This window comes from Flavobacterium sp. 245 (assembly GCF_004362055.1).
GTDB lineage: Bacteria > Bacteroidota > Bacteroidia > Flavobacteriales > Flavobacteriaceae > Flavobacterium.
The window spans coordinates 203199-223710 of the sequence record NZ_SNXB01000001.1 but is presented as its reverse complement, the minus strand read 5'-3'; the positions used below and the strand labels follow the sequence as shown (position 1 = coordinate 223710).

Here is a 20512-nt window from a genome sequence, read left to right as displayed (position 1 = left end):
TTCGTATCTTCGCAATGGTAATAAAATAGATATGATTTTAACTGTAGATATTGGTAATACAAGAATTAAAGCATCTGTCTTTGAGCGAAATACTGCCTTGGAGAATTTTGTTTTTGAGAAAAATGAACTCGAAAAAAAAATTAAAGAAATATTAGAAAAATTTCAAAATTGCTCCGATTTGGTTGTTGCTTCTGTCGGAAGTATAGAAAAACAATCTTTTTTGATCTTCGAAAAGCAATTGAATATTCATTTTTTTACTCATGAAGATGTTTTTCCTTTTCATAATAAATATGCAACGCCAAAAACTTTAGGTATCGATCGAATGATTTTGGCTGCAGGCGCAACTTTACAATTTCCTAAAAAAAACAGATTAGTTATTGACGCCGGAACTTGCATTACCTACGATTTTATCGACGAAAATGACAATTATCTTGGCGGTGCAATCTCTCCGGGACTTAGATTGCGATACGAATCGTTGCATCAATTCACGGCTAAACTGCCTTTGCTGACTTTTAAAGAACCAGAATCATATGTAGGAAACTCTACTGCAGAGGCGATTCATTCGGGAGTTGTTAATGGCTTCGTCTATGAGATCGACGGTTTTATCGATGAATATCGGGCTGCGTTTTCAAATTTTATAATAATTTTAACGGGAGGCGATGCAGAATTTTTGGCTAAACGATTAAAAAATACCATATTTGCCAATTCAAATTTCCTTTTAGAAAGTTTGAACCAAACATTTCAATATAAAATCGACAATGATTAAAAAAATTATAATAAGTGCTTGTTTACTTATCTCGTTCGTTTCATTTGCTCAGCAAGGTACAGCTTCACCATACTCTTTTTACGGAATTGGAGATGCAAGATTTAAAGGTACTCTAGAAAACAGATCTATGGCTGGGGTTTCAATAGAACAAGATAGTATTCACTTGAATGTTGATAATCCTTCAAGTTATGCGAGTTTAAGACAAACTACATTTACAGTTGGAGGAAGTTTTGGTACTTCTACTTTAAAAAATTCTACTCAGTCAGAGAAAGCGCAGCGTGCCACTTTCGACTATTTGGCAGTAGGGATTCCAATGGGAAAATGGGGAGCGGCTTTTGGTTTGGTTCCGTTAACTTCAGTTGGATATAAAATCTTGAACGATAATACAGATACAGAAGGAGCGACAAACAGCCAATTTCAAGGAAAAGGCGGTGTTAATAAAGTGTTCTTTGGTTTAGGTTATAAAATCAAACCAAACTGGAATATTGGAGCTGATGCACAATATAATTTTGGTTCAATTACTACAACAAGCGTAGAGGCAATCACTGGTGTTGCAAATCCAACAACAGAAACAAATAAATCTGAATTGTCGGGTATTAATTTTAATATCGGAACAATGTATCAGACTAAGATTTATAAAAAAATGATGTTGTTTACTAGTTTAAATTACACATTTGCAAGTACATTAAATGCAGACAATACCAGAGTTATTTCGGTAACTGATGATCCAGATCCTATTACATTTGATCCCGTTGCAGCAAAATTAAAAATGGGTAATAAATTGACAATTGGTGCGGGTGTTGGTATACCTAGAAAATGGCTTGTTGGTACTACATTAGCATTTCAAGGAGAAGGACAGTATCAAAATTATTACAATTCAAGCGATGATGTTCGTTATGAGAAGTATTCAAAATATGCTGTTGGAGGATATTATATTCCTAATTACACTTCGTTTACAAATTATTTCAGCAGAGTTACCTATAGAGCCGGTTTGAAATACGAAAAAATAGGATTGGTAATTAATAATCAGTCAATAAATGATGTGGGGATGACTTTAGGTGCAGGATTTCCAATTACTGGATCTTTTTCAAATGTGAACATAGGAATCGAATTTGGTAAGAGAGGTACAACTTCTGCAGGCTTGATTCAGGAGAATTATTTAAACTTCAGCGCAAGTTTCTCTTTCAATGACAGATGGTTTTCACAACGTAAAATCGACTAATACCTGAGTTATATTTTTATAAGCTCATTACAATTTACTACTTTTGGCAAATGAATTTACCAAAAAGATATATTAGAACCGCTGTCACAGTTCTTGCTGTGACACTGTTTTTTGGGTGTGAAAGTAATTTTAAGGAAGTACAGAGAAGCAATTTTGCAGAATTTGTTCCGGGAAGTGACGCTGACACTGTTAATATAAAATACACAGATTCTGGCCGTATTACGGGTGTTTTGAAAAGTCCTAAAATGTTGGATTATTCTAATCTTGAATTTCCTTTTACAGATTTTCCAAAAGGAATTGATGTTACTTTATACGATAAAAAACAAAAGCGTACTTTTATCAGGTCAAATTATGCTGTTTCTTATAAAAATACAGGAATAATAGATTTGCAGGGAAGAGTAAAAATTACTTCAGAGGCAGGACAGATTTTAGAAACTGAACAGCTTTATTTCGATCAGAAAAATGAGTGGTTTTATACAGAGAGAAAATTCAAGCTTACAGATGCAAAAGGAGTGTCAAACGGACAGGGGATAGATTTTAGCAAGGATTTTAAAATGATTAACTCGCAGCGAATAAGCGGCGAAATCGAATCGAACGAATAAAAAAATAGTATGGGAATTTCAAAATATACACAATACCTTTATTTAGTAATTGCAATTGCTTTTATTTACGATGGAGTTACGAAGCTAAATTTGCCAAATGAAAACCCTTGGTTAAGTTTTATAATTGCAGGAGTAAGTGTTTTTATGTTTTTCTTCAGAAGAAAATACAATAAGAAATTCTACGATCATTATAAAAAACAGTAAAAATGGAAATTAGTATTATAATATTATGTTTAATACTATCAGCCTTTTTTTCGGGAATGGAAATTGCCTTTATTTCCTCTAATAAAATTTATCTTGAAATCGAGAAAAAGCAAGATAACTTTTTGTCAAAAATATTAACCAGACTAACTCAGAATCCTTCAAAGTTTATTGCTGCAATGCTTATTGGCAATAATGTTGCGCTTGTAATTTACGGCTTCTACATGGGGGATTTAATTCTTCAATGTTTTGTTGGTTTAGGATTTCAGTTTTCTGCTTTGACCAGTTTGCTTGTTCAAACAGCGCTTTCGACTTTTATTGTTTTGATAACAGCCGAATTTCTTCCAAAAGTTTTTTTTCAGATTTATGCAAATTCTTTAATCAAGTTTTTTGCGGTGCCGGCTTATATTTTCTACAAGCTATTCTATTATATTTCAACTTTTTTTATCTGGATCTCAGATTTTGTTTTAAAGAAATTTTTTAAGACAGAAGGCGATCAGGTGCAGTTGTATTTTAGCAAGGTGGAATTAGGAAATTATATTACAGAACAAATGAATTCTGTGGAAGATGATGAAGAAGTTGATTCTGAAATCCAGATTTTTCAGAATGCATTAGAATTCTCAGGTGTAAAAGCGCGTGATATTATGACACCTCGTACGGAAATTGTTGATATTGATCTATTTGATAGTGTTTCAGACTTAAAAGCGCTTTTTATTGAAACGGGTTATTCTAAAATTGTTGTAAGCCAAAATTCGCTTGACGATATTGTGGGTTATGTGCATTCTTTTGATTTGTTTAAAAAACCAGCGACAATTAAATCTGTTTTAATGACGGTTGAGTTTGTTCCAGAAACAATTTTGATTAAAGACGCTTTGAATCTTCTTATCAAAAAAAGAAAAAATGTTGCCGTGGTGTTAGATGAATACGGCGGAACTTCTGGAATTGTTACCATAGAAGATATTGTAGAGGAACTTTTTGGAGAAATCGAAGACGAGCATGATCTCGATGAAGAGCTTTTAGAACAGGAATTAGGAGAAGGTGAGTATTTGTTTTCTGCTCGATTAGATGTAGAATATTTAAATGAAACCTATAAATTAGAAATTCCTGAAGAAGACTCGTATGGAACTTTAGGAGGATTTATTGTGAACTCTACTAAGAAAATTCCGCAAAAAGGTGATCATATTGTAATCGATAACTATCATTTTGTGATCGAAGAGGCGACAAATAAGAAAATCGAATTGGTGAAAATGACCATAAAAGACTGATTTTTTTTAATAATTAAAAAAATTGTTGAAAATAAAACGCTAGTTGTATTGTTATTAACTAGATAATTGTATTTTCGCAAACTGAATATAAAATTAACGATAATAAAAATGGCAGTTTTAGCAAAAATTAGACAGCGTTCCGCTTTATTGATAGGAGTTATTGCACTTGCATTATTTGCATTTATAATACAAGATCTATTTAATAAAGGAACATTTAGTCAAAGTTCAAAAGATGTGGGAAGCATCGACGGAAAAGATATTTCATTTGAAGACTTTAGAGTTAAAGTTAGTAATGTTGAAAAAAGTGGTCAAGGAATTACTTCCACTGAAGCTGCAAACAGAGTTTGGGATCAAGAAGTTTCAATCGCTTTATTATCTTCTCAATTTGATAAATTAGGATTGAGAGTGGGTGAAAAACATTTACTTGAAGTTTTAAAAGCAGATCCAAATATTGGTAAAAACCCAATGTTTTTAAATGCAGCAGGAATGTTTGATGTTGTTAAATTCAAAGATTACTTTAAAACTAATCCTGAAGCAGCACAATATATTTCTCAAAAAGAAAAAGATGCTGAATTAAATGCAAAATTCCAAATCTACAATACATTAATCAAATCTGGACTTTACACTACTGCTAGTGAAGGAAAGTTGAAATATGAAATGGAAGCTAACAAAGTAAACTTTAGTTATGCTGCAGCTTTGTATTCTTCTATTAAAGATAGTGATGTAAAAATCTCTGATGCTGATATCGTAGATTATATGAAGAAAAACGAGAAAAAATTCAAAGCGGATGAAACTCGTGAAATTCAATATGTTTTAGTTGAAGACAAAGCTTCTAAAGAAGACGAGGCTGAAATTAAAGCTAAAATCACAGGATTGTTAAACGGAAGTGTTGTTTACAATGCTAAAACTGGTAAAAATGATACTTTAGCTGGTTTTAAAAACGCTACAAACATTGCAGAATTTGTAAACTCAAATTCTGATGTTCCTTACGATTCTACTTATGTTCCTAAAAATGCTTTGCCAGCTGTTGATGCTGATAAATTATTCAGTTTGCCTGCAGGAGCAATTTACGGACCATATGTTTACGGAAGATATTACGCTATTTCTAAATCTTTAGGATTTAAAGCTGGTGTTAACGCAAAAGCTAGTCATATTTTAATTGGTTACGAAGGTTCTCAAACACCAAACCAAAAAGAGAAAAGAACTAAAGAAGAAGCAAAAGCTAAAGCTGAAGAAATTTTAGCACAAGTTCAGGCTAATCCAGATAGTTTCATGATGCTTGCTTTTACAAGCTCTGATGATTCGTCTGCACAGCAAGGTGGAGATTTAGGATATTTTGGTCAAGGCCAAATGGTAAAACCATTCAATGATTTTGTATTCAACAACGGAATTGGTAAAGTTGGATTGGTTGAAACTCCTTTCGGTTTCCACATTATCAAAATTACTGACAAACAAGACGGAATTCGTTTAGCTACAATTGCTCAAAAAATTGAGCCATCTGAAGCTACTTCTGATAAAGTATTTACATTGGCAACTAAATTTGAAATGGATGCTGCTGATAAAGATTTCAATGCAACTGCAAAAGAATTAGGTTTAAAAGTTGCTGCTCCAGTAACTGCAAAAGCTATGGACGAAGCATTTGGTCCATTAGGAAACCAACGTAACATCGTAAGATGGGCATTTGACAAAGAAACAAATATTGGTGATGTTAAACGTTTTGAATTAGCTAATATTGGTCACGTAATCGCTCAATACAAAAGTGAAAACAAATCAGGGTTGGTATCTGTAACTTTAGCTAGACCTTATGTTGAGTCTATCTTGAAAAACAAGAAAAAAGCTGAAATCTTAAAAGCTAAATTAACTGGTTCTACAATCGAAGCTATGGCTAAGAGTGCTGGTGTGGCGGTTCAGCAAGCAACTAATGTTACTATGGATAACCCAGTTTTACCAGGTGGAGTTGGACAAGAGCCTAAAGTTGTTGGAAATGCATTTGCTTTAGCAGCAAATAAAGTTTCTGCTCCAATTGAAGGAAATACTGGAGTTTATGTAGTGAAAAACGTTAGCACAGTTAAAGCTCCTGCAATTGCTAATCATGCAGAGTATGTTGCTAAGCTAAAAGCTCAAAGTGCATCTGATGCAAACAGAGTTTTGCCAGCTTTAAAAAGCAATGCTAAAATTGAAGATAACAGATTACAGTTTAACTACTAGTTTTAGTAATTAAATCAAAATATAAGACCCGAAACATTTTGTGTGTTTCGGGTTTTTTTGTTTAGTGTTTTTTGAATTTTGTAAGACATATTGCTTCATTTTTTGTAAATTATATAGGAATAATAGAAATATAATTTAAAAAATTTGGGATATTAAAATTATTACAGTTTATTTGTCGAAATTTTTATTTAAACAGAATAAATTTTGTCTGTATAGTATTTAAAAAATAGTGAGAGAAAAATGACGAAGTACTTTAATAATCAGATGTTTAATGTTTTTTATGTTTAATATTTTTAGGAGAAAACCAAGGGTTTATTCCAAAATTGAGAATCATATTTATGGAATAATCATTGAGCTTTTAAAAGTAAGCAGTACCGACATCAATGTTGATGAATTAGGCGGTAAATACTATTTAAGCAATGAAGAACAGCATTTCAAGGTTACGATCTTAAGTAACGATTATGTAATCAGATTAACGAACACACGTGACTCTGTTGCTGAAAAATACGACAAAGGTTTTGTTGAAGATGTTTTAAAAGCTGTAAAAGAAGAAAAGCATCGCAGAATGGAACTTGTTTATGATTCTATTAATAATAGTATAGAAAAGATGGCAGAGCGTCTCCATAACACGCTTATCGAATCTAATGAAATAGAGAATCAAAAAGTCCGTCATCTACAATCAGAACCTGCTGACGATAAAAAAGCGAATTTCTAAGAGAAAGTTATAAAATCATTTCCTCATAAGTTAGAATGGTTTCATAGCCCTTTGACTGGAAATAAGCGAAAGGATTTTCTTTTGATAAGACCATTACAAAATCGCCTCCCCACGCACCAAGACTCTTAATTGAGCCATTAAAATCAGGAAAAGCTTTTTCTTTTATCGTTTGGATTTCAAGAATGTTGCTTAAATGATTTTCATGTCTTTCAATTGCCTGCGCAAATTCTTTTAGAGTTTTAGAATGTAAAATTGTGTTGGTGATTTTGTTGTTTTCAGCAACACTTTTTACTAAATTTTGACCTTTGTGTGTGTTGTATGCGTGAATTGCGGTTTTACTGTTCTGCTTTTTATTTAGATAAACAAAGAAAATGTTTTTTGTAAAATCAGGATTAAAATCTACTGGTTGAACATTGTTGTTTTCTATTTTATAAAGAATAGGAGTGTCGTTTTGAGCACAAGCAATATCGTAGCCACTTCCGCCAAAACTGTTTTTCAGCAATGTAAAAGCATTAATTCTTGTCCATTGAGCGATATTATTAATCAAAGTCGATGAAGTTCCTAATCCCCACTTTCTTGGAAAAGTCAGGTTTGTCGTGATTTTATATCCTTCTGAATTGTTGATGAAGTCCGGATTTAATAAATAGGCTTCGTGAAGAATATTGATTAGCGTTGTTTTTACAGTTTCAATTTCTGAATCGGTATTGTTTATGATTTCATCAAATGAAATGGTGTTTTCGAACCAAAGCGCATCATCGTAATCATAGCTTTTCCAATCAATGATTTTGTCTTTTGTATTTTCAACAATTAAATTCTGTCCAAATTTAGTTGGCAAAGCAAAAGCATCTGCACCGTCTAAAACTAAATATTCTCCAGAGATTAATAATTTTCCGTTACTGTAAAAAGTTGTTGACATACGTGATTTTTTAGCCCCGATAGCAGTGAAAATCCTTTTGTGCTGGGGTTCAGCACAAAAGATTGTAACGAATAGCGGGATTAGCTCCTGATTATTTTCTTAAATTTTCGATAAACTCAACTACAGCGCTGTGTGAAACTGCCGTTTTTTTGAAATGAGCTTTAATTAACTGTCGCTCTTCATTTGTTGCTTCAAACTGATTGATGATATTGTTAAGATGCATTTTCATATGCCCCTCTTGAATTCCGGTTGTTGTCAAGGAGCGCAATGCTGCAAAATTTTGTGCCAGACCTGCTACTGCTGTAATTTCCATTAATTCAGTTGCTGAAGGTTTTTGAAGAATTTCTAAACATAATTTTACCAGCGGATGCAATGAAGTTAAGCCTCCAACTGTTCCTAAAGCCAAAGGAATTTCGATCCAGAAAGTAAAGATTCCGTTTTCGATTTTTGCGTGCGACAAACTTGAGTACTGACCATTTCTCGATGCATAAGCATGAACGCCGGCTTCGATTGCTCGAAAGTCATTTCCGGTTGCTAAAACAACGGCATCGACACCATTCATAATCCCTTTGTTGTGCGTAACGGCTCTAAAAGGTTCTACTTCGGCAATTTGAACGGCTTGTACAAAACGTTCTGCAAATTCCTGCGGGTTTGTGATATGTTTTTCAGACAAGTCTTCAATTGGGCAAGAAACTTCGGCCCTTACAAGACAATGTGGTACATAATTAGATAAAATGCTCATGATTACCTGAAGAGTATCTTCTTCAGAAAATAAATCCGAGTTTTGAAATTCCTCTTTTAAAGTCGAAGCAAATTGTTCCAGACAGGAATTGATGAAATTGGCACCCATGCTGTCTTTGGTTTCAAAAGTAGCATGAAGCTGAAAATAATTTTCAAGCAGATTTCTTTTGTCTTTTAGTTGGATGTCTAAAATTCCGCCACCGCGCTGTTGCATATTTTTGGTAATAGGCTGCGTTTCAGAGAAAAATTTAGGTTTAATTTGGTCGAAAAAAGAATGTAGTTTTTCGGCATTTCCATTGAAGGTAAAATGCACTTGGCCAATTTTTTCGGTATTAATTATTGTTGTTTTAAATCCCCCGCGTGTTGCCCAGAATTTTGCAGCTTTTGATGCTGCGGCAACAACAGAGCTTTCTTCAATTGCCATTGGGATGGTTTTGTATTTCCCATTAATCAAAAAATTAGGAGCAACTCCAAGTGGAATATATAAATTGGTAATTGTGTTTTCAATAAATTCATCATGAAGCTGCTGAAGCTTTTCGTCTGAATTCCAGTAATTTCTTATAATATTTAGAGCCTCTTCAGGTGTCGAAAAATATTCGTTTGCGATCCAGTTTATTTTTTCTTTTTTGGATAATTTAGAAAATCCGGCAACAGCGTTGTTCATTCTCAGTGTGTTAAATAATATTGTGCGCACAAAGATACTATTTTAAGAGTTTTGATTGCAATCTATTTGAGTTGTGAAAGTACGCAATCGTTATTTTTTTTAACATTTAACACTTAAAATGTGTATTATGTTTATTTTTTTTACTAAAATTGGGCTCTTTTTATATTTAAAATAATTATAATGAACACAAGTAAATTTACTGCAGTACTTTTATTTTTAACTGCGGTGGTTTTTGGACAGCAGAAAATAACTGTCGAAAACATTTTTGGAGGTACATTTCGTGCTAAAGGAATGGACCAGATGCAATCCTTAAAAAATACCAATCAATATACTGTTTTAAATGTCGATCAGGCAAGCAGAAGCATGCAGGTTGATTTATATGATTTTGCAACGCTAAAAAAAGTTTCCAATTTAATTGATACAAAAAACTTCAAAGAGCTTGCAGACGGAATTGACGCCTACACTTTTGATGCTTCTGAAAAAAAGATTTTAATTGCTTGTAATTCTTCTAAGATTTTCCGTCACTCTTTTACTGCTGATTATTTTCTCTATGATATTGCAGGAAATACTTTGACAAAACTAGTTGATTCCCAAATTCAGGAACCAACTTTCTCACCAGACGGAACAAAAATTGCTTACGCAAAAGAAAATAACCTTTATATATATGATGTTACTTCAAAAAAATCGGTTGCTATTACAACAGACGGAAAGAAGAATGCGGTTATAAATGGTATTACTGACTGGGTTTATGAAGAAGAGTTTGCGTTTGTGCGGGCATTTGACTGGAGTAAAGACAGCAAAAAATTAGCTTATATCCGTTTTGACGAAAGCCAGGTTCCAGAGTTTTCAATGTCAATATTTCATAAAGATTTATATCCAGGGATTGAAACGTTTAAATATCCTAAAGCAGGAGAAAAAAATTCGGCAGTTTCATTGCATATTTTTGATGCTGTAGCAAGTACTTCAAAAAAAGTTGATTTAGGAAGCTACAATGATTTTTATATTGCAAGAATGCAATGGACAAATGATAATAATGTGTTGTCAGCTCAGGTTTTAAACCGTCACCAAGATAATTTAGATTTATTGTTTATTGATGGAACTACAGCTGCTGCAAAAGTAGTTTTGAACGAAAAGGACAAAGCTTATGTTGATGTTACAGATGACTTGACGTTCTTAAAAGACAATAGTTTTATCTGGACAAGCGAAAAAGACGGATTTAATCATATTTATGTTTACGATAAAACCGGAAAACTTAAAAATCAGGTTACAAAAGGAAACTGGGAAGTGACTTCATACTACGGTTTCGACGAAAAAACTAAAACTATTTTCTACCAATCTACAGAAAATGGTTCTATCAACAGAGCCGTTTACCGCATTTCATTAGACGGAAAAAACAAAGTTGCTTTAACGAATAAAATTGGTACAAATAAAGCGACATTCAGCCCAAATTTCCAATACTTCATAAATACTTATTCTAGCGCTTCTCAGCCAACGGTTTACACTTTAAACGACGCAAAAGCTGGAAAAGAAATTCAGGTTATAGAAAACAATCAGGCTCTTGCTGATAAGTTAAAAGGATACAATCTTCCTTCAAAAGAATTTTTTGTTTTAAAAACAGCGAAAGGAAATGAATTGAACGCATGGATTATGAAGCCAAAAGATTTTGATGCTTCAAAAAAGTATCCAGTTTTCATGATTCAGTATTCTGGTCCAGGATCACAGCAGGTTGTAAATGGATGGGGAAGTTCTAACGAATATTGGTTCATGATGCTTACACAGCAAGGTTATATTGTTGCTTGTGTTGACGGAAGAGGAACTGGATATAAAGGCGCTGATTTCAAAAAAGTAACGCAATTACAATTAGGTAAATATGAAGTTGAAGATCAAATTGATGCTGCAAAAGTAATTGGTTCTTATCCGTATGTTGATGCTTCAAGAATTGGTATCTGGGGTTGGAGCTACGGAGGATTTATGGCTTCGAACTGTATTTTTCAAGGAAATGATGTTTTCAAAATGGCAATTGCTGTTGCGCCGGTTACAAACTGGAGATTCTATGACAGTGTTTACACAGAAAGATACATGCAGACGCCTCAGGAAAATCCGAGCGGATATGATCAAAACTCACCTATAAACCATGTTGAAAAATTAAAAGGCAAGTTTTTATTGATTCACGGTTCTGGAGATGATAACGTACATGTGCAAAATTCAATGCAGATGATGGAAGCTTTGATTCAGGCAAACAAACAATTTGATTCTCAAATTTATCCAGATAAAGACCATGGAATTTCTGGCGGGAATACCAGAATTCAGCTTTATAATAAAATGAGTAACTTTATCAAAGAAAATTTATAATCTAAAAATATTAACCTTAAATAAGAATAAATAATATGGGAGAAACTAAAGTAAAAACTGCGCATCCAAAAGGACTTTGGGTATTGTTTGGGACGGAGATGTGGGAGCGATTCAATTTTTATGGAATGCGAGCTTTATTGACTTTATTTCTTGTGAACTCATTATTGATGAAGGAAGAAGAGGCGTCATTAATTTATGGAGGTTTTCTTGGACTTTGTTATTTGACTCCTATGCTTGGAGGTTTTATTGCAGACAGATATTTTGGAAATAGAAATTGTATCATTTTAGGAGGTTTATTGATGGCGACGGGACAGTTGCTATTGTTTACCAGCGGAAGTGTTTTTGAAGGAAATCAAGATTTAGCAAGAGTGATTATGTTCTGCGGTTTAGGAACTATCGTTTTTGGTAATGGTTTCTTTAAGCCAAATATTTCTAGCATGGTGGGGAGTTTATATCCAAAACAAGAAAAAACAAAGCTAGATTCTGCTTTTACTATATTTTATATGGGGATTAACATTGGAGCGTTCTTAGGACAATCTATTTGTCCTCTTTTAGGAGACGTTAAAGATGCTAGTGGCTTTAGAGATGTTCATGCATTCAAATGGGGATTCTTGGCAGCTTCTGTTGCGATGTTGTTAGGGACAATTCTTTTTTACTTCTTAAAAAATAAATATGTAGTTTCTCCAGAAGGAAAACCTTTAGGAGGGCTTCCTTCTAAAAATGATGCTTCTGATTTTGAAGAAGGAGAAGCGCAGCAAGCAAACTTTTCAGGTAAAGCTTTGACAATTGCAGGAATTGCTTTTATAGTTTTAGGGTTCTTTTTTCACTACGTTGTGGGCCAGAATTTAATTTATACTTTAATTTACTCAAGTGGTTTAGCCCTGGCGGGATTAATTGTTTCAGATTCGTCATTGACAAAAATCGAGAGAGATAGAATTATTGTAATTTATATCGTTTCGTTCTTTATTATTTTCTTTTGGGCTGCGTTTGAGCAGGCAGGTTCTTCTTTGACTTTTATCGCAGATAATCAAACGGACAGAAACTTCTTTGGGTTTCAAATGCCAGCATCGATGGTGCAGATTTTTAACGGATTATTTGTAGTGTTATTAGCTGTGCCATTTAGTGTATTATGGGATACATTGAGAGCAAAAGATAAAGAACCAATTTCTCCTGTAAAACTAGCTTTTGGACTTGTTATAATTTCTGTGAGTTTCTTCATGATTGCAACTCAGGTTTCTTATATCGGAACTTCTGGTCTATTATTGGTTAAATGGTTGATTTTATTATATTTCTTAAATACATGTGCTGAGTTATGTTTATCGCCAATTGGATTGTCATTGGTAGGTAAATTGTCTCCAAAACGTTTTGCTTCTTTATTATATGGAGTATTTTTCTTGTCGAATGCTTCGGGTTATGCTTTAGGTGGAACATTAGGAGCAATTTTGCCAGCAACAGGTGATAAATTTGCAAAAGCAAAAGAATTAGGAATTGATCTTCAAGCAATTTTAGATAAAACTGTTACTCCAACTGCTGAGCAATTAGCGCTTTTAGAGAAACACCAAATTAGTGCTGCAAACCACTTTTTTGCAGGATTCGAAATTCATAATTTATATGAGTTTTTTATGGTGTTTGTTGTGCTTACTGGCATTGCAGCGATTGTGTTATTTGCTTTAACGCCATTCTTGAAGAAAATGATGCACGGTGTTAGATAAAATGGAAAAGACAATTACATTAGAAGAAATTCAAAATTTTAAAGGCAATTATCCAAAACAATTGTGGTACTTGTTTTTTGTTGAAATGTGGGAACGTTTTTGTTTCTACGGAATGAGAGGAGTTCTTACGTTTTTCATGGTGGATCAGCTTTTTTTAAAAGATGAGCATGCTAATTTACAATATGGTGCGATACAGGCTTTTGTATATGCGTTTACTTTTATAGGAGGTATTTTTGCTGACAAAGTTTTAGGATTTAAAAAATCTTTGTTTTTTGGCGGAATCGTTATGATTCTTGGGAATCTTTTGATTGCTTTTTCGCCTCAGGAAATGTTTTACTATGGAATCGCTTTCTCTATTATTGGAACAGGGTTTTTTAAGCCAAATGTTTCGTCAATGGTAGGTGAATTATACCATGAAGATGATGGGCGTAGAGATGCGGGTTACGGAATGTTTTATGCTGGAATAAATGTTGGAGGCCTTTTAGGGGGTGCTTTATGTATTTATTTAGGAAAATATTATTCTTGGCAATGGTGCTTTTTGTCAGCAGCTATTGTAATGTTTTTAGGTTTACTTACTTTCTTGTTTACCAAAAAATATTTAGGGCCTATTGGTGATTCTCCTCTTTTAGATTTAGAACCATCTAAAAGAAGAATTCGTGAAATTGCAGTTTATGCATTGTCACTTTTAAGTTTACCGTTTATTTTTATAATGGTAAAAAATACAGATTATACAGATTATTTCATGTATACCATTGGGGTTGCTGCAGTTTTGTATTTTACCTATGAATTGATTAAGTTGGGAGATGTAAAGCTTCAGAAAAAACTTTTTGCAGCATTTTTATTTGTATTTTTCTATCTTTTATTTAATGCGATTTATGAGCAAAGTGGTGGTTCTTTATCACTTTTTGCTAAAGATAATTTAAATGATAAGTTGTTATTTTTTACAATTGATCCGAATATTATAAATAACAGTTCGAATACTTTTTTTGTAGTTGTTTTAAGTCCTCTGATTGGATTGCTTTGGATTTGGTTAGGAAAAAGAAAAATAGAACCTAATACTTTAATTAAATTCGGAATAGGATTTTTATTTTTAGGAGCTTCTTTTTATATTTTCTACCTGACTAGATTTTTTGCAGATGCTAAAGGTATTGCATCACTGAATGTATTTACTTTTGCATATCTAGTAACAACGATCGGTGAACTTTGTCTAGGTCCAATTGGGATGTCAATTATAACAAAATTATCTCCTAAAAGATTGTTTGGGATGATGATGGGATTATGGTTTCTAGCCAGTGCATTCGGGCAATTATTTGCAGGGAAATTAGGTGCCGAAATATCAAGATCAAATACTGGTGATACGTTGTTGTCTAAGCTTCAGTCTTATACAGAAGGGTACTATCAATTGGCAATATACTCATTAGTTGCAGGGGTTATTTTAATTGCAATTTCGCCTATTATTAAAAAATTAATGCAAGAAGTGAAATAGAAGATGTTTTTGTGATTTCTTTTTTGTTTAAATTTGTGGAAAAATATAAAATATGAAAAAATTTTATTTAATCGCTTTGTTTTTAGTTGGCGGTTTTGCATCTCAAGCGCAAGAACTTAAATGGTATACAGATGTTAGAGAAGCGATTACAGTGAGTAATACTGTACATAAACCGATGCTGATGTTTTTTACAGGAAGCGATTGGTGTGGATGGTGCATAAGATTACAGAATGAAGTTTTAAAAACGCCTGAATTTAAAAAGTGGGCGACTGATAATGTTGTTTTAGTTGAACTGGATTATCCAAGAAGAACGCCTCAGGCTCCTGAAATAAAAAATCAGAATAATGAATTACAGCAAGCATTTGGAATACAGGGATTTCCGACAATATTTTTTACAAGTGCTGAATCTAAAGATGGAAAAGTAAATTTTAAAGGTTTGGGCCAAACGGGTTACGTTGCCGGAGGACCATCGGCATGGCTGACGGTCGCAGATGGAATTGTAAATCCGAAGAAGTCTTAAGTTTTAAATTATTAGAAAATAAAAAAGCTCCTTATGCTCATTTGCATAAGGAGCTTTTTTTTGGTTTCGTAGGAAAAGTTTTTGGTTACGCTTGACTGAATTGTGTATTTGGTATTTTTTTGTCTGTAAAAAAACACATTATTCATTTTTTGTATTAATTAAAATTGGATAATTAAAATATTATGTTAATTTCGTTCCACTATCTAACCAAAACCAATATAATATGACTAAAAAATTACTTATCCTACTATTTTTTTTAGGTTCATTTTTTATGCAGGCACAAAATCTTGTTTGGAGAACCAATATGACAGATGCAATTGCTATTAGTAATGAACAAAGAAAACCAATGTTAATTCTTTTCACTGCCTCAGGTGTACCAGAGAATCTTCAGAACGAAATTTTTAAAACCCCAGATTTTGCTGTGTGGTCGCGCGACAACGTAATTTTAGTAAAACTGGATTTATCTGATGATTCTGCATCAGACGGTGATAAAGAGCAAAATCTTAGATTAAAAAATGCTTTTGGTGTTGACGAGCTTCCTCAGGTTTGTTTTGCCAGTGCGTCTATCAGAAAAAGCAAAACTACATTTAGTGCTTTAGGAAAAATTTCCTACAAGCCGGGAGGAGCAAAAGCTTGGATTGCGGAGTCAAATGGAATTTTACATCCGAGTGAATAAGAATTAACTTCATTTTTAGTTAAAATATCCCCTTTTTATGAATATAAGAAGGGGATTTTTTTTCAATAGTGATGAAAAGTTTAAAAATTTCGGTGGTATTTTTTTTCATTTTTATATTTTTTTAACTTTTTATTAGCAAATTCGATTTTCTTAGTTTTTTTTTCAATTTTTTGTTTAATGTTGTGGATTTTAGTGGGATATTATAGTACTTTAGTCGAAATTAACCTACTTCAAACCCCAAATAATTATGATTAAAAAATTACTGACTCTGTTATTATTTTTAGGCTCATTTTTTCTGCATTCTCAAGGATTAGTGTGGAAAACTTCTATGACCGACGCTGTTGCAGCAAGTATGGAACAAAAGAAACCTCTGTTTATATTCTTCACAATTGCTGGCGCACCAACTAAACTTCAGAACGAAATTTTTAATACTCCAGATTTTGTTGTTTGGTCGAGAGATAATGTTATTTTGGTTAAATTGGATTTATCGGACACAACAATATCTGATGCTGAAAGAGATCAAAATGTAAGTTTAAAATCAGCGCTTGGTGTTGTTGAACTGCCTCAGGCCTGCTTGACTTTAGCTTCTGTACGAAAAACTAAGACCACTTTTAATCTGTTGGGTAGATTGGCTTATAAGCCTGTGACTGCAAAAGCATGGATATCGGAAGCTAATATTATGCTGAATCCAGAATAAAAAGATTTTATTTTAATTGATAGTATCCCTTTTCGGCTGTGGCATGGAAAGGGATATTTTTTTTAAGACAGGTGTATTTCCAAATTTTTTGAATTGAATTCGAATTTGAAGCATCTGCAATAATTGCTTTAGGATGCATTTCATTAAGAAGTCGATCTAAATTTATTTTTGGAGATTGTGTGAGCAGTAAGATATCAGGTTGAATCTTTTTATCATAAACACCAGCGCTATCCATAACAAAGATTTTTTCCCCGTTATAAAACATTAAATTTTCAGGTTTTGTAGCTGATTTTATTGTACCAAAATTCCCAACTAAATAAGATTTTAGAACTGTGTTTCTTGAATCTTTTAAGAGAAGTTTATCATTTGTAAAAATTGTAATGATTTTCCCAGATCGAATTGTGATTAATGTTTTCTTCTTAACGTTGTAAACAATCATTTCTTGTTGCGTTTCGGTTTCTTTTTTGGTATAAATAAAAGAAATCTGAACCATGATTATTGCAATTAAAGCTATCGCTAATTTTGGAAAATTAGGTTTTTTGAACCAAATAATTGTTGTGAATATTAGAAGATAAAAAGTAATCAGAAAATAAAAATTAAAACTGATATCCAATATTACGAATGATTTTATAGAGGCAACTCCATGAATTATCTCGTTTAAAAGGTAAATGCTCTTCTCTAGAATTTTCACCAAAAAAAATGGAGGAGAATCAAAAACGGCATAAATCATTACGATGATTCCGGCAATCATTACAAAAGCTAAAACCGGAATAATAGCAATATTTGTAATAAAGAATAATCCAGGAAATTGATGAAAATAATACAAACATAAAGGGAAAGCCCCAATTTGCGCTGCAAATGAAACCGTGAGTGCATCCCAAATATATATAGCTATTTTGTTTTTTGGAGTAAATAGCTTTTTTAATAAAGGCTGGAGCCAGATAATAAAAAACAAAGCAATATAACTTAGCTGAAAACCAGCGTCAAACAAAAAATATGGTTCAAAGAGCAAGATCAGCAACATTGAAACTAAAAGTGTGTTATAGATATTGCCCGTTCGGCGAAGATGATTTCCAATTGTTAAAAAAGAAAACATTACTACAGAGCGCAAAACAGAAGGCGATAGTCCCGAAATAACAGCAAAAAAACTGAGCGCTGTCAGTACAGAAATTAATTTTATAAAAGAACCTTTTCTTGTATTCGGAATTGGTTTTAATATAAAATTGATGAGAAGCATTATAAAACCAACATGTAGTCCTGAAACTGATAATATATGTGTCGCCCCAGAATATTGATAGTCCTGAATAATATCTGCTGAAATTTCCTGTTGCTGTCCTAAAATTAAAGCAAGCGCCACATTCATTTCTGTAGTATTAAAACGTGCTTTTTCCAGATTGCGGATAATGCGCTGATGAAGACAATCTGAATAATACCAAATATCTTTTTGGATGTTTTTATTAATCTGGATTTGAGATTTGCTGCAATAAATTTGAGCATAAATCTGACGGTCCGATAGGTATTTAGCATAATCAAACTGGTTAGGGTTTTTGTTTGATTTGTTAGCTTGTAAAGTGGTTTTTGTTTTAATACGGCTTCCAATTATCAAGGAATTATTGGTGCTGTCTTTTGCAATATTTACTATTATTTTGCCGGAATACACTTTTCCATCAATTCTATTTATTAATGCAGTATATCGGTCGCTGTATGAGTTGCTTTTGAGTTTTTCATGAAGTGTAAATGTTATTTGAGATGAAACATTGAATGCTTTTTGACAATGAATATAATTTGATTTTTGAAGAGAATCTGTATGCAGAAGTAATATAATACCACCTAAAAAAAATGCTGAACAATAGGTGCTGAGGCCAAAGAAAGGCAGTATTGTTTTGTTTTTGTTACTTAGAAAGTACAAAATGAGAAAAATAAAAGTGCTGCTAATTAATGCTATAGTTGCGATAAATAGCGTGGTTTTTGTATAATAAAAAAATAAAATGCCAGCAATAAACCAAATGGTAATTCTGATCAAGGGAAAATCTAATACTTTCATGGTTTAAAAGTATTAAAATTTTGTAAGAAAAAGAATATAAAAATATTATTCTACAATTCGGTTGATTTGAGCAAAAGAATTTTGGTAATAGGGTTCTTTTGTAGACGAAATAATTACGCCTTTTGAAGTTGAAGAATGTATAAACTTGATTTCATTAGAGTTAATTTCCGTAATAAGTCCAACATGATTTATTTGCTTGCTTTTGTTGGTTTTAAAGAAAATTAGATCTCCTTTTAAGGCGTCTTTTGAAGGTATTATAGTTCCGATTTTTGATTGCTCAAATGAACTTCTCGGCAATTTTATGTTTTCAGATTCAAAAGTAGTAAAAACCAATCCAGAACAGTCAAAACCATTTTTAGTCGTGCCTCCAGCTTTATATTTTACGCCGATATTTTCTGTGGCAGTTTCAATTAAATGGCTTACAATGGATTTGTTTTCTCGTTTTGACTCCTTTTTGCTCACTGCATTTGAAGAAGATTTACAAGAAGCAAATGTGATTGCTAAAAGAAGTAAAACAATTATTTTTTTCAAAATCAAAAAAGTTTAAGCTTGCTTTAAATCGGCAACTATAAGTTTTGCTGTTTTTTTGCTGGCACCAACACCTCCAAGCTTTTGTTCTAGTATATCGTAATTTTTTAATAGTTTTTCGCGGTACGCTGGTTCTAAAAGTTTTTGCAATTCCTCTTTAATGCGTTTTGTATTGCATTGGTCTTGAATTAACTCAGTTACAACTTCTTGATCCATAATTAAATTGACAAGAGAAATGTATTTCAGCGTGATAATACGTTTAGCAATTTGGTACGAAATTGCACTTCCTTTATAACATACTACTTCGGGAACTTTAAAAAGAGCAGTTTCAAGGGTTGCAGTTCCTGAAGTTACTAAAGCCGCTGTTGAAGAGCGAAGCAAATCGTAAGTTTTGTTAGAAACAAATGCAATATTTTTATTTTTTATAAACTGCTGATAAAATTCATAATCCTGACTTGGAGCGCCGGCAATTACAAATTCATAGTCTTGAAAATCATCAACAACGCTAAGCATTACGCTAAGCATTTTTGTGATTTCCTGTTTACGGCTTCCTGGCAAAACTGCAATAATTGGTTTTTCGCCCAATTCATTTTCTCTTCTAAATGTTGCCTCATCAAAAGCAGGCTGATTCTGGATTGCATCGATTAACGGATGCCCGACAAAATCAACTGGAAAATGATGCTTCTCTTCATAAAAACTTTTTTCAAATGGGAGAATCACAAACATCTTATCGACATCTTGTTTGATTGCGGTAATTCTGTTTTCTTTCCAAGCCCAAATTTGCGGCGAAATATAATAGTGGGTTTTGTAATTTAAAGCTTTTGCCCATTTTGCAATACGCATATTGAAACCTGGATAATCTATAAAAATTAATACATCTGGTTTGAATTCAGAAATGTCTTTTTTGCAGATCTTAATGTTACTCAAGATTGTTTTCAAATTGAAAATAACTTCAACAAATCCCATAAAAGCTAAGTCGCGATAGTGTTTTACTAAAGTGCCGCCCGCTTTCTGCATTAAATCACCGCCCCAAAATCTGATTTCAGCCTGCGGATCTTCTTCATACAAAGCTTTCATTAAATTAGAACCATGTAAATCTCCAGAAGCCTCGCCAGCTATTATGTAATATTTCATATTGAGTTTTTTAAAAGTGCGCGTAATTTAGAAGCACAGCATTTTTTTTTTGCAGAACAAAGA

18 protein-coding genes are annotated in these 20512 nt (G+C 32.8%); 13 read left to right on the top strand and 5 right to left on the bottom strand.

The features are described 5' to 3' along the window. The first annotated feature begins 31 nt into the window (after nucleotides 1-31). From EV145_RS00930 to EV145_RS00900, 7 genes are all read left to right on the top strand, one after another. The gene (locus EV145_RS00930) at nucleotides 32-766 is read left to right on the top strand and encodes a type III pantothenate kinase (RefSeq protein ID WP_133523369.1); all 735 of its coding nucleotides are present in this window, start codon (nucleotides 32-34) and stop codon (nucleotides 764-766) included. Continuing rightward, nucleotides 759-1988, top strand: coding sequence for a hypothetical protein (locus EV145_RS00925; RefSeq protein ID WP_133523368.1), 1230 nt, complete (start codon nucleotides 759-761; stop codon nucleotides 1986-1988). The genes EV145_RS00930 and EV145_RS00925 overlap by 8 nt, the downstream gene beginning before the upstream one ends. Nucleotides 1989-2038: 50 nt before the next feature. Next, on the top strand, nucleotides 2039-2590 hold the full coding sequence (gene lptC / locus EV145_RS00920) for an LPS export ABC transporter periplasmic protein LptC (protein ID WP_133523367.1): 552 nt from the start codon (nucleotides 2039-2041) through the stop codon (nucleotides 2588-2590). Between the two features lie 9 nt (nucleotides 2591-2599). Beyond that, on the top strand, nucleotides 2600-2794 hold the full coding sequence (locus tag EV145_RS00915; RefSeq protein ID WP_133523366.1) for a hypothetical protein: 195 nt from the start codon (nucleotides 2600-2602) through the stop codon (nucleotides 2792-2794). Nucleotides 2795-2796: 2 nt separating this feature from the next. After that, a complete protein-coding gene (locus EV145_RS00910) occupies nucleotides 2797-4056 on the top strand; it encodes a hemolysin family protein (RefSeq protein WP_133523365.1) in 1260 nt (419 codons plus the stop codon). A 108-nt stretch (nucleotides 4057-4164) separates the two neighbouring features. Continuing rightward, nucleotides 4165-6264: a peptidylprolyl isomerase gene (locus EV145_RS00905; protein WP_133523364.1), complete on the top strand. Its 2100-nt coding sequence runs from the start codon at nucleotides 4165-4167 to the stop codon at nucleotides 6262-6264. A 280-nt stretch (nucleotides 6265-6544) separates the two neighbouring features. Further along, the gene (locus EV145_RS00900) at nucleotides 6545-6979 is read left to right on the top strand and encodes a hypothetical protein (RefSeq protein ID WP_243739184.1); all 435 of its coding nucleotides are present in this window, start codon (nucleotides 6545-6547) and stop codon (nucleotides 6977-6979) included. A 7-nt stretch (nucleotides 6980-6986) separates the two neighbouring features. On the opposite strand, the gene EV145_RS00895 is transcribed toward EV145_RS00900, so the two are convergent. Further along, nucleotides 6987-7895 (bottom strand): GYDIA family GHMP kinase, encoded by a 909-nt coding sequence (locus EV145_RS00895; protein ID WP_133523362.1) that lies wholly within the window; start codon nucleotides 7893-7895, stop codon nucleotides 6987-6989. Nucleotides 7896-7986: 91 nt separating this feature from the next. Next, nucleotides 7987-9300 carry a hydroxymethylglutaryl-CoA reductase, degradative gene (locus tag EV145_RS00890; RefSeq protein WP_133523361.1) on the bottom strand — a complete coding sequence of 438 codons (1314 nt, stop codon included), beginning with the start codon at nucleotides 9298-9300 and terminating at the stop codon, nucleotides 7987-7989. A gap of 180 nt (nucleotides 9301-9480) precedes the next feature. Between EV145_RS00890 and EV145_RS00885 the strand changes: the two genes are divergently transcribed. The 6 genes from EV145_RS00885 to EV145_RS00860 all read left to right on the top strand — a co-directional run bounded on the left by EV145_RS00885 (nucleotide 9481) and on the right by EV145_RS00860 (nucleotide 16743). Beyond that, a complete protein-coding gene (locus tag EV145_RS00885) occupies nucleotides 9481-11652 on the top strand; it encodes a S9 family peptidase (RefSeq protein ID WP_133523360.1) in 2172 nt (723 codons plus the stop codon). Between the two features lie 35 nt (nucleotides 11653-11687). Further along, nucleotides 11688-13364 carry a peptide MFS transporter gene (locus EV145_RS00880; protein WP_133523359.1) on the top strand — a complete coding sequence of 559 codons (1677 nt, stop codon included), beginning with the start codon at nucleotides 11688-11690 and terminating at the stop codon, nucleotides 13362-13364. 1 nt (nucleotide 13365) lies between these two features. Then, the gene (locus EV145_RS00875; RefSeq protein WP_133523358.1) at nucleotides 13366-14850 is read left to right on the top strand and encodes a peptide MFS transporter; all 1485 of its coding nucleotides are present in this window, start codon (nucleotides 13366-13368) and stop codon (nucleotides 14848-14850) included. A gap of 52 nt (nucleotides 14851-14902) precedes the next feature. Continuing rightward, the gene (locus tag EV145_RS00870) at nucleotides 14903-15370 is read left to right on the top strand and encodes a thioredoxin family protein (protein WP_133523357.1); all 468 of its coding nucleotides are present in this window, start codon (nucleotides 14903-14905) and stop codon (nucleotides 15368-15370) included. A gap of 223 nt (nucleotides 15371-15593) precedes the next feature. After that, nucleotides 15594-16046, top strand: a complete 453-nt coding sequence (locus EV145_RS00865) for a thioredoxin family protein (RefSeq protein ID WP_133523356.1) — start codon at nucleotides 15594-15596, stop codon at nucleotides 16044-16046. Between the two features lie 247 nt (nucleotides 16047-16293). Beyond that, nucleotides 16294-16743: a thioredoxin family protein gene (locus EV145_RS00860; RefSeq protein WP_133523355.1), complete on the top strand. Its 450-nt coding sequence runs from the start codon at nucleotides 16294-16296 to the stop codon at nucleotides 16741-16743. Nucleotides 16744-16750: 7 nt separating this feature from the next. Here the strand turns inward: EV145_RS00860 and EV145_RS00855 are convergent, their stop codons facing one another. The 3 genes from EV145_RS00855 to lpxB are packed head-to-tail and all read right to left on the bottom strand — an operon-like array spanning nucleotide 16751 to nucleotide 20449. Continuing rightward, nucleotides 16751-18787, bottom strand: coding sequence for a ComEC/Rec2 family competence protein (locus tag EV145_RS00855; RefSeq protein WP_133523354.1), 2037 nt, complete (start codon nucleotides 18785-18787; stop codon nucleotides 16751-16753). 45 nt (nucleotides 18788-18832) lie between these two features. Next, on the bottom strand, nucleotides 18833-19318 hold the full coding sequence (locus tag EV145_RS00850; protein ID WP_133523353.1) for a C40 family peptidase: 486 nt from the start codon (nucleotides 19316-19318) through the stop codon (nucleotides 18833-18835). A gap of 12 nt (nucleotides 19319-19330) precedes the next feature. Then, on the bottom strand, nucleotides 19331-20449 hold the full coding sequence (gene lpxB / locus EV145_RS00845) for a lipid-A-disaccharide synthase (protein ID WP_133523352.1): 1119 nt from the start codon (nucleotides 20447-20449) through the stop codon (nucleotides 19331-19333). Between the last annotated feature and the right edge of the window lie 63 nt (nucleotides 20450-20512).